Raw genomic sequence first — 13,203 nt, forward strand, 5'->3', positions numbered from 1 at the left:
AACAAAAAGACGCCGGGGCACCTGTGAGGATGCCCCGGCGGGGTCAGATCAGATCAAACTGCTTGAGCTTCTTGCGCAGCGTGCCTCGATTGAGGCCCAGCATATCGGCGGCGCGGGTCTGGTTGCCCTGGGCGTGGGCCATCACCGCTTCCAGCAGCGGCGCCTCGACCTCGGCCATCACCATGGCATGCAGGTCGGTGACCTGCTCGCCATCCAGGTGGGCGAAGTAGCGCGCCATGGAATGCTCGACGGCTTCGCGCAGGGTCTGATGGTGCCGAACGGGCGTCATCAGCGTGGCCTGGCTTGCGTCGTCAGGGGATAGAGGGTGCCTGCTGGTCATGCTGCGTGACTTCCTTGCGTCTCGGTGCGGGCGATGCCTTCCGGCTCGCCGAACAGGCGGGTCAGGAACTGGCGCTGTTCATCGGGCTCCTCGAGAGGATTGAAGCTGCGCTTCAACTCACTGCCATCCTCGCGGGTCGCCAGGTACCAGCCCACATGCTTGCGCGCGATGCGCACGCCCATGTAGTCACCGTAGAATTCATACAGGGCCTCGAGATGGGTGCGCATCACCTGGGCACGCTCCGCATCGCTCGGGCCGGAAGCTACCTGGCCAGTGGCCAGATAGTGATTGATCTCGCGGAAGATCCAGGGGTTGCCCTGGGCCGCACGGCCGACCATCACGGCATCGGCGCCCGTATAGTCAAGCACATGTCGCGCTTTCTCGCCGCTGTCGATATCGCCATTGGCGAAGACCGGAATCGAGACTGCCGCCTTCACCGCAGCGATGGTGTCGTATTCGGCCTCACCGGTATATTTCTGCTGACGGGTGCGACCATGCACGGAGAGCGCCTGGATGCCGGCACTCTCGGCCATGCGCGCGATGGTGATGGCGTTGCGTGTTTCCTCGCACCAGCCGGTGCGCATCTTCAGCGTGACCGGCACCTTCACGGCACGCACCACGGCCTCGAGAATCTCACCGACCAGACGCTCATCGCGCATCAGGGCAGACCCGGCGGCCTTGTTGCAGACCTTCTTGGCCGGGCAGCCCATGTTGATGTCGATGATCTCGGCGCCCATCTCGGCATTCAGCGCGGCGGCCTCGGCCAGCATCGCGGCATCGCCCCCGGCGATCTGCACGGCACGCGGGCCGGGTTCACCGGCATGATTCATGCGCGTGCGCGACTTGACGGTGTTCCACAGGCGCTTGTCACTGGTCACCATCTCCGAGACCACGAGCCCCGCGCCCAGCTCACGACATTGCTGTCGGAACGGGCGATCGGTGACGCCGGCCATCGGGGCCAGAATCACGCGATTGGGCAACTGGTGCACACCGATGCGCGGGAGCTCGGCGTGAAGGGATGTCTCGGTCATGGGGCTCGTGTCATGCAGTGGGGTGGCGCGCGATGCAGGCATCACGGGGGCGTCATGATACCTAGAGCGCCGCAGGGTTTGAAGGGCTATTTCATCCGTGGCGCGTTCCGGAGGTCTTCCTTTGCGCCGTGGATTCCCTGCGCTGCGGCACTCATGGTATCGCGTGGCTCAGCCCTCGAGCGGGCGCTGGCCGTTGAGGCGCACCCAGCCATCGCGCTCGGTGGGCTCTTCCATGATCAGGCCGGCCTCACGATAGGCCTCGAGCACGTCTCCCGCCTGGGGCGCGAGAATGCCGGAGAGCGTCAGGAGGCCACCCGGGGCCACACTGCCCGCGATCTGCGGGGCCAGCTCGACCAGCGGGCCGGCCAGGATGTTGGCGACCACGATCTGATAGCCCGCGTCCGGCAGGCGGTCCGGGTAGCACAGTGTCAGCCTGTCGCTGACCTCGTTGCGCTGGGCGTTGTCGCGGGAGGCCTGCAGGGCCTGGGGATCGATATCGGTGCCCATGGCATCCACCGCGCCGAGCTTGAGTGCGGCGATGGCCAGGATGCCGGAGCCGCAGCCGAAGTCCAGCACGCTGTGCCGGGCGAGCTTGCCCTCCACGGCCAGGCCATCGAGCCATTCCAGGCACAGGGCGGTGGTCGGGTGAGTGCCGGTGCCGAAGGCCAGGCCCGGGTCGAGCATCAGGTTGACGGCGTCCTGTTCCGGCGCGTCATGCCAGCTGGGCACGATCCACAGCCGCTGGCCCATCTTGAGCGGCTCGAAGCCGTCCATCCACTCACGTGTCCAGTCGCGGTCCTCGAGAATCTCGACCTCGATCTCCGGGCAGGGCTCATCGGGAATCAGCGCTGCCCAGCCGGCCTTGACCCGCTCGCGCATGGTCTCGATGCCTTCGGTGCCATCCCACAGGCCGGTAAGCACTGTCTCGCTCCACAGCGGCGTGCTGCCGAGGTCCGGCTCGAACAGTGGCTGATCCTCGGCGTCCTGCAGGGTGATGGCACAGGCACCTTCTTCCATCAGCAGATGCTCGAGAATCTCGGCGTGGTCGGGGGCGATACGCGCCTTGAGTTGCAGCCAGGACATGGTGGCTCCTGTCGAATAGGTAGGGAGTGAAGAGAATAGACGAAGCGGCAGTGGGGGCAGGGGCGCTCGGATGCCGGCATGAACCTGAGCGCACTCAAGGGCCCCTGCGCAAACGACAGAAGGGCGGCCGAGGCCACCCTTCTGTCATGTGTCGACCGATGCTGCCAGTCTCAAGCAGGGCAGATTACAGGCCCAGCTTCTTCTCCAGATAATGGATGTTGACGCCACCTTCCTGGAAGCCGGCATCACGCACCAGATCCTTCTGCAGGTCAGTGTTGGTCTTGATGCCTTCCACCAGCAGCTCATCGAGGGCATTGCGCATGCGCGTCAATGCGATCTCGCGGCTCTCGCCCCAGGTGATCAGCTTGCCGATCAGGGAGTCGTAGTGCGGCGGCACGGTGTAGCCGGAGTACAGGTGCGAGTCCATGCGCACGCCCAGACCGCCCGGCGCGTGATAGAGCTCGACCTTGCCCGGAGACGGCATGAAGGTGCGCGAGTCTTCGGCATTGATGCGGCATTCGAAGGCGTGGCCACGCAGCTTGACGTCTTCCTGCTTGATGGAGAGCGGCAGGCCGGAGGCGATGCGCAGCTGCTCCTTGACGATGTCGACGCCCGTGACCATCTCGGTCACCGGGTGCTCGACCTGAACGCGGGTGTTCATCTCGATGAAGTAGAACCCGCCGTTCTCGTACAGGAATTCGAAGGTGCCGGCGCCACGATAGCCGATCTCGATGCAGGCATCGGTGCACGACTTGAGGACCTTGGCACGGGCTTCCTCATCCAGCTGCGGTGCCGGCGCTTCTTCCAGCACCTTCTGGTGACGACGCTGCAGGGAGCAGTCGCGGTCATACAGGTGAATGGCGTTGCCCTGGCCATCGGCCAGCACCTGGACTTCGACGTGACGCGGGTTCTGGAGGAATTTCTCCATGTACACCGTGCCGTCGCCGAAGGCCGCGGCGGCTTCACCCTGGGTGATGCTCACCGAGGACAGCAGGCTGGCCTTGGAGTGCACCACGCGCATGCCGCGACCACCACCGCCAGCGGCGGCCTTGATGATCACGGGGTAGCCGATGCGCTCGGCGATGGCGAACATCTCGTCTTCATCCTGTGGCACCGGACCATCGGAGCCCGGTACGGTCGGGACGCCGGCCAGCTTCATCGCTTCGATGGCCGCGACCTTGTCACCCATCATGCGGATGGTGTCAGCGCGCGGGCCGATGAAGGCGAAGCCGGAGCGTTCGACCTGCTCGGCGAAGTTGGCGTTTTCCGACAGGAAGCCGTAGCCCGGATGGATGGCGTCGGCGTCCGTCACCTCGGCGGCTGCGATCAGCGCCGGGATGTGCAGATAGGATTTGGCAGAGGAGGCCGGGCCGATGCAGACAGCTTCGTCGGCCAGGCGGACGTGCATCAGATCGCGGTCGGCCTTGGAGTGCACCGCTACCGTCTTGATGCCCAGTTCCTTGCAGGCGCGAAGGATGCGAAGTGCAATCTCGCCGCGGTTGGCAATCAGTACCTTGTCGAGCATGGTGACGTGTCCGTTGGGATCAGGAAATGACGATCATGGGCTGGTCGAATTCAACCGGCTCGCCGTCTTCGATCAGAATGGCTTCCACCACACCATCCTTGTCGGCTTCGATCTGGTTCATCATCTTCATGGCTTCGACGATGCAGACGGTATCACCTTTCTTGACGCTCTGGCCGACTTCGATGAAGGCCTTGGAGCCCGGCGCCGGAGAGCGATAGAAGGAGCCGACCATCGGCGAATTGATGGTGTGGCCCTGCGGCGCTGCCGGAGCGGCGGCTGCCGGTGCCTCGACGCTGCCGGCTGCCGGTGCGGCCTGCTGCTGCATCGGTTGCTGCTGCATCATCATCGGGGCCTGCATCATCGGCTGCTGGGCGAAGCCCTGCGGATGGCGGCTGATGCGAACGGACTCTTCGCCTTCCTGGATCTCGATTTCGCTGATGTTGGACTCTTCGAGCAGCTCGATCAGCTTCTTGACCTTGCGGATATCCATGAAATTCATCCCGATATAAAGGTGGCTGGAAATGGGGTGTGCAACCGAGACGTCACTGGTTGCGGGTGACAGCGATATTGGCTGTCCCGACCGATGGGCCGGTCAATCCTTGTCTCAGGCAGCTATGAGGCCTGCCGTGCCTGAAGGCTGCGCCGGGACTCTCCTGCTAGGCAAGATCGGCCAGGGCGGCATCAAGCGCCATGTCGTAACTTCGAGCGCCAAACCCCATGATCACGCCGCGTGCCACATCGGAAAGATAGGAATGATGGCGGAACGCCTCGCGGGCATGGGTATTGGACAGGTGCAGCTCGATGAAGGGCAGTGCGACCCCCAGCAGGGCATCGCGCAGCGCTACGCTGGTATGGGTAAAGGCCGCGGGATTGATCAGGATGATGGCGGTGCCATCCTCACGGGCCGCATGCACGCGATCTACCAGCACATGCTCGGCATTCGATTGCAGCCAGTCCAGCTGGTGGCCAGCCTGGCTGGCCCGTGTCTCCAGACGTGAGCGGATATCTTCCAGGGTGGTCGTGCCGTACACCTCGGGCTCGCGGGTGCCCAGCAGATTGAGGTTGGGGCCGTTGAGTACCAGGATGCGCGCCATGAAAGTCCTCTTGTCAGCGGAAGCAAGTGCGTGACTTGCTGAGCTGTTAACCCTGGGTGAAAATGCAAAGATACCGTCACTATCCGCGACGTTTACCTATTGAGCCTAGACTGTTGTCGCAGTGACGCGGATTCTGCCGAAATTCTCGAACGCTGTCCAGTTTGGCACCGAACCGGATTTCCTGCCGCTTTTATCCTGATTGCCACGCCGACTCTCCCGCGCTGCCATCCCGTCAACATCGCGACGTCATCTGCCGGTGTCCGGCATGGCTGACTCCCGCCAGATCATGCACCCGCGGCAGTGCGATGGTGACGCAGTACCTCGTCGAGATGCTCGCCCAGCTGCTCGGCATCGACCTCTCCCTGAATCCGCGCTTCGGTCATTTCCTGTTGTCCTGCGAAGAACAGCAGGCTGGGCGGTCCGAAGAGGCCGAACGATGACAGCAGCTCACGGGTGGTGGCATCCGTCTGGGTGACATCGGCGCGAATCAGATGAAACTGTCGCAGCTGACTCGCGACGCGCGGAAAGACCTCGCGCTCCATCACCTTGCAGGAGATGCACCAGTCGGCGTAGTAATCGACGAAGACCGGCTGCCCGCGACGGTCAGCCAGTGCCAGCTCGCGCTTGAGGGCAGCCATGTCAGTGACGGTGGTGAAGTCCAGCGTCTGCTCGGTTGCCTGTCCCGAGGCAGTTCCGCCTCCGGTGAAGGGGGCCAATGGGCGTAGCGGATCGCTTGCGCCGCCGGCCACGCCCAGCAGGCTGATCATCCCCCAGCCGAGTGCCAGCAGCCCCAGTGCCTGACGGGCGCGGGCCCAGCCGTGGCTCGAGGAGCTGATCGCGCCGAGCGCCACCCCGGTGCCGATGGCCAATGTCGCCCAGCCCAGCACCGTCAGCGAGGCCGGCAGCAAGCGCTCTACCAGCCACAGCGCCACGCCCAGCAGCAGAATGCCGAAGGCCTGCTTGATGCCTTCCATCCAGCCGCCGGCCCTGGGCAGGAGACTGGCGCCGAAGGTGCCGACCAGTACCAGCGGCACCCCCATGCCGAGCCCGAGCGCGAACAGCGCCAACCCGCCACTGGTGGCATCGCCACTGGCGGAGAGATAGACCAGCGCTCCGGCCAGAGGTGCCGACACGCAGGGCGATACCACGAGTACCGACAACGCGCCTGCCAGCGCCAATCCCCCCGGGCCGGTATTCATCAGGCGCCCCTGCAGCGTGTCGAGGCGCGAATGCAGGCGGCCGGGCAGGCGCAGATTGAAGGTGCCGAACATGGCCAGCGCGAACAGCACGAACAGGGCGGCAAAGGGAATCAGCACGACGGGAGATTGCAGTTGGGCCTGCAGGTTGAGGCCGGCGCCGAACAGACCCATCAGCGTGCCGGCCGCGGCGTAGGTGAGCGCCATGCCCAGGGCGTAGCTTGACGACAGCAGCAAGGCGCGCGGGCGGCTGGGGCGCTGGCCGACGATGATCGAGCTGAGAATCGGGATCATCGGCAGCACGCAGGGCGTGAAGGTCAGTCCGAGGCCTGCCAGGAAGAACAGCCCGAGCAAGGTGACGAGGCCGGCATCCGTGAACAATGCTCGAAAGCTGCCATCCGTCCCCGGGATGGCGGTGGGCTCGCCGGCACGATGTGCGCCAGTGTCGTCGGCAGCGCCGCTCTCCAGGGTGGCGGCATCAGGCATCAGGTGGGCAAAGGCATCGGGCGCACTCTGCTCACCGGCCTCGAGCGTGACGGTCTCGGGGGGGTAGCAGAGGCCGGCGTCGGCACACCCCTGGAAAGTGATGGATATCGGTACCGGACCACTGATCGATGACGCCTCGTCCGGGGCATTCTGACGGTCTGCGGCTGTCAGAGGCAGGCGAATGACCAGTGGGTCATGGAAGACGTGCACGTCGCCCAGATAGGGGTCCTGCTTGAATTCGCCGGGGGGCAGGTCCGCGGCACCAAGCCGGAGATCGTCACGGGAGGTCGCGAAGTCGAATTGATGGCGATAGAGGTAATAGCCCTCGGCACTGGTGAAGCCGACATAGAGAGTGTCGCCTTCACGCCATGCGCGGGGCGTGAAGGCCTCGTTGACCGGCAGGAAGTCGCTGCTGGATGCCTGACTCGTGAACAGCCCGGTAGACGATTCGCTGCTGGAGGAGGTGGCCGGACTGCTGCCGAACAGCCCGGCATGGGCTGGCAGGGCGAAAGTGGTCAGGCTGAGGAGCAGCACAATGACCAGTAGCACCCCGGGGCGCATCGGTCGGGCGAGGGCGAGACTGGCGCGAATCTGGCGGGAGATCGCGTCATTTGCGGGAAACGGACGAAGCACGAAGGCATCCTTTTGCAGTGCCGGGAGAAGAAGCCGATCTTGCGAGTGCCTGTGCCCTCTGCGCGATCAGCTCGCTTGAGGTGTTCGTCACGGAGAGAGGGCCGGCAATGATGCCCACGATGATCACGGGTCGCGACTTGCACCAGGATGAATGCGCCACCATGTAGCGATGATCTCCCCCCGGTTCTGACGTCGCGATGAGCGCGACTGGCACACGCAGGGACGCATGATAGGATAGGACGTACGTCATGAGTACCGGCGCTGGAGGCAACGCGGGTATCGACACCGGTTCACGGTCTTCTGACTCGTCTTTTTTCACACGGCTTTTTACAAGGCTTCATACAAGGAAGAACGCATGGCCCTATTCGGTAAAGGCAGCAAGCGTGGCGCGGGTCGCGACGTGCTGGAAACACCTCAGTATGGCTGGATCTGGAAACCACTGGTCGGGCTGTTCGTCATTTACCTGCTGGTCTGCGTTGGCCTTGGGATCTACTGGAGCAGCGAGCCGGACGAATTCAATGTCGACCAGGCCACGCGCACCGAACTGGCCCGCGTACATGGGCTGGCGGCACCCGTTGCCAGTGTCGATGGCGAGCAGCCGGCACCGGCCTTCGAGGTGCTGCCGACGGGCACGGCGACCGTCGCGACCCTGATGAAACTCAACGATACCCTGCTGCACAAGCCCGGTGGCTATCTGAAGAATGACGTGGCACCCCCCGGGCTGTGGCTGGACAACATGCCCAACTGGGAATATGGGGTACTGGTGCAGGTGCGCGACATGACGCGCGAGCTGCGCAAGGAATTCAGTCGTTCACAGTCCCAGTCCAGTGATGACAAGGCGCTGGGCAAGGCGGAATCGCTGCTGTTCATCGACGCCAATGCCTGGATGCTGCCGGAAGCCGAGCATGAATATGCCGATGCCAACCGCCAGCTGGGGGACTACCTCAAGCGTCTGAGCGATGACACTCAGAACAATGGCCAGTTCTATGCGCGCGCCGACAATCTGGTGGCCTGGCTGTCGGATGTCGAGAATCGTCTCGGTTCCCTGTCACAGCGACTGTCCGCGAGCGTCGGCAAGTCTCAGCTCAATCTGAGTCTGGCCGGTGACAAGAACGCGACCTCGGCCAAGAGCACCCAGACGGAAGAAGAGATCAAGACGCCGTGGCTCGAGATCGACGATGTCTTCTATCAGGCGCGCGGCACCTCCTGGGCGTTGATTCATCTGCTCAAGGCGGTGCGTCATGACTTCCAGGGCGTTCTGGAAGACAAGAATGCCCTGACCTCCATCGACCAGATCATCCGTGAGCTGGAGTCGACCCAGACCGATATCGGCAGCCCGGTGATCCTCAACGGTTCCGGCTTCGGCTTCTTCGCCAATCACTCGCTGGTCATGGCCAACTACATCGCACGTGCCAATTCCGCGATCAGTGACCTGCGCAGCCTGCTCGAGAAGGGCTGAAGTCTGACAGCGAGGCTGGCGGACCCTGACGGAGGTCATGTCCCGCCAGTCTCGTCAGCCTGAGCTGGATCGGGCTGAGCCCAGAAAACGAAAAGCCCCCGTCAATGACGGGGGCTTTTTCATGAGCGGTCAGCAAATGAGGGTCAGTTGGCGACCGTCACGGGAAGGATCAGTCCTTCTGGTAGGCAGCCGCTGCCTTCTCGATCGCGGCACGCGCGGCATCAGCGCCGTCCCAGGAATCGATCTTGACCCACTTGCCCTTCTCGAGATCCTTGTAGTTCTCGAAGAAGTGCGCGATCTGCTGACGCAGCAGTTCCGGCAGATCAGTGACTTCCTGGACCTCGTCGTACAGGGAGGTCAGCTTCTGGTGCGGTACGCAGACCAGCTTGGCGTCTTCGCCAGCTTCGTCGCTCATGTTGAGCACGCCGACCGGACGCGCACGGATGACGCTGCCCGGCGCGACCGGATACGGAGTCACGACCAGCGCGTCGAGGGCATCGCCATCGTCAGCCAGGGTGTTCGGGATGTAACCGTAGTTGGCCGGGTAGAACATCGGAGTGGCCATGAAACGATCCACCATGAGTGCATCGATGTCCTTGTCGATCTCGTACTTGATCGGCGCGTGATTGGCCGGAATCTCGATCGCTACGTAGACGTCGTTCGGCAATTCCTTGCCAGCGGGGATCTTGTCGAAACTCATTGTCGAGTCCTTGGGTTTGCGGGTTGAAGGCCTGCGGGTCAAAATTCCGCTGAATTATACGAACTGGCAGACCGTTTTGCCATTATGCCACGCTCGATCGCCTTGCGTTGCACCAACGAGTGGTGGCACTGCAGGCTGACTCGGGTAACACTTGGCAGCGCGCGAGCCCATGTGGAGGCCATCCCTCGATACTCTGGCCGATGGTGTGCCCGTTGTTCAAGGATCGCCGCGCGACTCGCGGTGCCGTGCAGACACTGTGACGAGGCCTGTCGTGGCCGGCATGCACCAGCAGGGTCGTCACCGCAGGACAGACATGCAAGGAGACCGCCTTGGCGGATGCAGAGCTTTCACTCAGTTATGGTCAGGCCTTCGTGGCACCGGACCGCAAGCGCCACCGCAGCTCGATGTCGCTGGAAATTCCTGTCGAGCGTGGCCCGCTGGCGACCAAGGGCGGCTGTGCGTTGATCGCGGATACCACCAGCAAGAACGCCATCGCCAAGCAGGCGGGCGATCTGGCCGTGCGTGGCTTTCTGGCCGACTACTTCGCCACGCCCGACAACTGGAGCGTCAAGTATTCCGCGACTCGTGTGCTGCGAGCGCTGAACAGCTGGTGCTACAGCCAGAGTCGCTTCGTGCGTGGCGGCAGTTACGTCACCTCGATTTCCGCGGTCATCTTCCGTGGCCAGTCGGCGCATCTGTTCCATGCCGGCGATACCGTGGTGTTCCGTCTGCGTGGTGGCGAGTTCGAACAGATCTCGCGTGATCATGTCACGGACCTGGGCGGTTATCGCTATCCCTCACGGGCTCTGGGCATGGATGTCAGTCTCGACATCGATTACATCGAATTGCCGCTCAAGCAGGGCGACATCTTCCTGCTGACCACCCAGGCGGTGCGCGGCACCTTGCTGCCCTCGGACTTCGTGTCACTGATTCGTGACGATGTCTCGGATCTGGACGCCGCCAGCGAGCGTCTCGCGCATGCCGCGGCGGACCGTGCCGACGAACGTGGCTATACCGCGGATCAGTTCTGCTTCCAGCTGGTGCGTATCGATCGCCTGGCCAGTGCCAGCGAGGACACGCCGGGGCGCATCTATGGGGATCTGCCGGTGCCGCGCGAGCTGGAGCCGGGGGATCGCATCGATGGGCTGGAAGTGCTGGAAGTCATGTCACGCAGTGCGCGGGTGCGCGTCTACAAGGTCCGCGATCTCAAGAGCCGGCGCGTGATGGTGATGAAGGCGCCGAGTCCGGAGCTCTCGCTCAAGAACGCCTATCTCGAGCACTTCCTGCTCCAGCAGTGGGTGGTGGATCGCGTCAACTCGCCCTTCGTCGTCAAGGTGGTGGAACCCTCGCGTCCGCGGGATCACCTCTACTATCTGCTCGAGCATCTGGAGGCGCAGACGCTGACCGACTGGGCGCGCCAGCATCCCCAGGCCAATCTCGAGCAGCGCCTGGATATCGCCCGCCAGCTGGGCAAGGCGGTCCACGCACTCAATCGGCGTGAAGTGCTGCATCAGTTGATCCACCCCGACAACGTGATGATCGACCGTCACGGCAAGGTGGTGCTGGTGGACTTCGGGGCCTGTCATCTGCGCGAAGGGGATGGGCACGAGAGTGCCGGTCCCCTGGTGCGCCAGGTCGGGCTGACCGAGCACAGTGCGCCGGAATATGCGCTGGGGGCCGAGGTCAGTCGCCGCAGCGATCAGTACGGGCTGGCGTCGGTGATCTACTGGCTGCTGACCGGCATGCAGCCCTACGCTCAGTCGATGGATCAGCTGCGCACCCAGACGGACCTCGAGCTGCTGGAGTATCAGCCGGCACGCATGCGCAATCCGCAGGTTCCCCAGATGCTGGACGATGCCCTGAGGCGTGCGCTGGACCCCCAGCGCACCTTGCGCTTCCGGCGGCTGTCGGAGCTGCTCTATGCACTGCGCCTGCCACAGCAGGACCCCGGCAAGGCCATCACGCCATCCGAGGCCATGCGCGAACCAGCCAATTTCTGGCAGGGCGTCGCCGGCATCCTGCTGTTGCTGCTGGTGCTGTCCTGGTTGCTCAAATAGCCTTGCGTGTGTCGGTGGCGTGCGGTTGTCGAGAGCAGCCTCGCGTCATGAACGAGAAAGCCCCGCACAGTGATCTGTGCGGGGCTTTCTCATGGGTGCCGCAACGGCGTTGGCACAGCGCTGCCCGGGAAAACGGGCAGCGCGATCGATCAGATCGAGAACGGCGTGAGCTTCTTCTCGACCTTGGCCAGCGTGAGGCGGGCGACCGCCGGCAGACCATTGACGAAGGGCGGGAAGTCCTCGCCCTGGATCAGCGGTGACAGGTACTGGCGGCAGGCGTCAGTGATGTAGAAGCCGTCTTCGCTGATGAACTCCAGCGGCATGAACTTCTCATGGTTGGCGATCTGCTCCAGCGGCGCCTCGATGATGTCCCAGGCGTAGTCAGCGCCATCGCCGAGGCGACGGATCGCCGGCATCACGGCGTTCTTGCCGGCCAGGGCCATTTCCACGGCAGCACGACCCGTGGCGTACGCCTGCTCGACGTCGGTCTTCGAGGCGATGTGGCGTGCCGCGCGCTGCAGATAATCGGCCACGGCCCAGTGATACTTGTAGCCGAGATCCTGCTTGACCATGCCGGCCAGCGTCGGCGCCACGCCGCCCAGCTGACGGTGGCCGAAGGCATCGGTGTTGCCGGCATCGGCCAGGAAGGTGCCGTCTTCATAGCGGGCACCCTCGGAGACCACCACCACGCAGTAGCCGTGGTCCTTGACGCACTGGTCGACACGCGCCATGAAGTCCTTGCGGTGGAAGGCGACTTCCGGGAAGACCACGATGTGCGGCGGCTGGGTGGCATCTTCACCAGCCAGGGCTCCGGCGGCGGCGATCCAGCCAGCGTGACGTCCCATGACCTCAAGGATGAACACCTTGGTGGAAGTGGCGCACATGGAGGCGATGTCGAGGCCGGCCTCGCGGGTGGAGGTGGCGATGTACTTGGCCACGCTGCCGAAGCCCGGCGAGTTGTCGGTGATCGGCAGGTCGTTGTCCACGGTCTTGGGTACGTGGATGGCCTGGATCGGGTAGCCCATGGTCTCGGCCAGCTGGGAGACCTTCAGGCAGGTGTCGGCGCTGTCGCCGCCACCGTTGTAGAAGAAGTAGCGGATATCGTGGGCCTTGAACACCTCGATCAGACGCTCGTACTGGGTACGGTGATCCTCGATGCTCTTGAGCTTGTAACGGCAGGAGCCGAAGGCACCGCCCGGGGTGTGGCGCAAGGCGGCGATGTTCTCGTCGCTTTCCTGGCTGACATCGATCAGATCTTCGGTCAGGGCGCCGATGATGCCGTTGTGACCGGCGTAGAGCTTGCCGATCTGGTCGCCGTGTTCACGCACGGCTTCGATCACGCCACAGGCGCTGGCATTGATGACGGCGGTAACGCCACCGGACTGGGCGTAGAAGGCATTGTGCTGGGGCATGGGCTTCTCGTCTCTGCTTCCTTGTCATGGTCTTGAACGGGCTGGCGCTTACCCGCCGCATCATATCCGAAAGACATGACCCCTGCACGACGCCCGGATGCCACGTGTCTGTCGTTCTGCCCCGACACGCCCGTGCTACTCGCCGCCTGGCGGGCATGCTAGGCTGCTCGGGCTTCCGGATTGGAGA

At 63.8% G+C, this 13,203-nt stretch carries 11 protein-coding genes; 2 read left to right on the forward strand and 9 right to left on the reverse strand.

The window, feature by feature from the left end; genetic code table 11:
• Window positions 1–43: 43 nt before the first annotated feature.
• The 7 genes from fis to dsbD all read right to left on the reverse strand — a co-directional run bounded on the left by fis (window position 44) and on the right by dsbD (window position 7,388).
• Window positions 44–340, reverse strand: a complete 297-nt coding sequence (gene fis / locus HXS65_RS01150; RefSeq protein WP_043331993.1) for a DNA-binding transcriptional regulator Fis — start codon at window positions 338–340, stop codon at window positions 44–46.
• On the reverse strand, window positions 337–1,371 hold the full coding sequence (gene dusB / locus HXS65_RS01155; protein WP_077373125.1) for a tRNA dihydrouridine synthase DusB: 1,035 nt from the start codon (window positions 1,369–1,371) through the stop codon (window positions 337–339). Before dusB ends, fis begins: the two co-directional genes overlap by 4 nt.
• Window positions 1,372–1,539: 168 nt before the next feature.
• Entirely contained in the window at window positions 1,540–2,454 is a 915-nt protein-coding gene (prmA, locus tag HXS65_RS01160) for a 50S ribosomal protein L11 methyltransferase (protein WP_176492921.1), read from the reverse strand.
• 184 nt (window positions 2,455–2,638) lie between these two features.
• Window positions 2,639–3,979 (reverse strand): acetyl-CoA carboxylase biotin carboxylase subunit, encoded by a 1,341-nt coding sequence (accC, locus tag HXS65_RS01165; RefSeq protein ID WP_077371866.1) that lies wholly within the window; start codon window positions 3,977–3,979, stop codon window positions 2,639–2,641.
• Between the two features lie 19 nt (window positions 3,980–3,998).
• On the reverse strand, window positions 3,999–4,469 hold the full coding sequence (accB, locus tag HXS65_RS01170) for an acetyl-CoA carboxylase biotin carboxyl carrier protein (protein WP_077371869.1): 471 nt from the start codon (window positions 4,467–4,469) through the stop codon (window positions 3,999–4,001).
• 166 nt (window positions 4,470–4,635) lie between these two features.
• Window positions 4,636–5,073 carry a type II 3-dehydroquinate dehydratase gene (gene aroQ, locus HXS65_RS01175; protein ID WP_077371872.1) on the reverse strand — a complete coding sequence of 146 codons (438 nt, stop codon included), beginning with the start codon at window positions 5,071–5,073 and terminating at the stop codon, window positions 4,636–4,638.
• A 284-nt stretch (window positions 5,074–5,357) separates the two neighbouring features.
• On the reverse strand, window positions 5,358–7,388 hold the full coding sequence (dsbD, locus tag HXS65_RS01180; RefSeq protein ID WP_255304385.1) for a protein-disulfide reductase DsbD: 2,031 nt from the start codon (window positions 7,386–7,388) through the stop codon (window positions 5,358–5,360).
• A 355-nt stretch (window positions 7,389–7,743) separates the two neighbouring features.
• On the opposite strand from dsbD, the gene HXS65_RS01185 reads away from it, so the two are divergent.
• Window positions 7,744–8,847, forward strand: coding sequence for a DUF2333 family protein (locus HXS65_RS01185; protein ID WP_077371875.1), 1,104 nt, complete (start codon window positions 7,744–7,746; stop codon window positions 8,845–8,847).
• Between the two features lie 169 nt (window positions 8,848–9,016).
• Here the strand turns inward: HXS65_RS01185 and ppa are convergent, their stop codons facing one another.
• Window positions 9,017–9,547 (reverse strand): inorganic diphosphatase, encoded by a 531-nt coding sequence (gene ppa, locus HXS65_RS01190; RefSeq protein ID WP_176492922.1) that lies wholly within the window; start codon window positions 9,545–9,547, stop codon window positions 9,017–9,019.
• A 329-nt stretch (window positions 9,548–9,876) separates the two neighbouring features.
• Between ppa and HXS65_RS01195 the strand changes: the two genes are divergently transcribed.
• A complete protein-coding gene (locus HXS65_RS01195) occupies window positions 9,877–11,604 on the forward strand; it encodes a bifunctional protein-serine/threonine kinase/phosphatase (protein WP_077371878.1) in 1,728 nt (575 codons plus the stop codon).
• 149 nt (window positions 11,605–11,753) lie between these two features.
• On the opposite strand, the gene HXS65_RS01200 is transcribed toward HXS65_RS01195, so the two are convergent.
• Window positions 11,754–13,016 (reverse strand): 6-phosphofructokinase, encoded by a 1,263-nt coding sequence (locus HXS65_RS01200; RefSeq protein ID WP_077371881.1) that lies wholly within the window; start codon window positions 13,014–13,016, stop codon window positions 11,754–11,756.
• Between the last annotated feature and the right edge of the window lie 187 nt (window positions 13,017–13,203).

Origin of the sequence: Cobetia sp. 5-25-4-2, assembly GCF_013374075.1 — a bacterium.
GTDB classification, from domain to species: Bacteria; Pseudomonadota; Gammaproteobacteria; order Pseudomonadales; family Halomonadaceae; genus Cobetia; species Cobetia marina.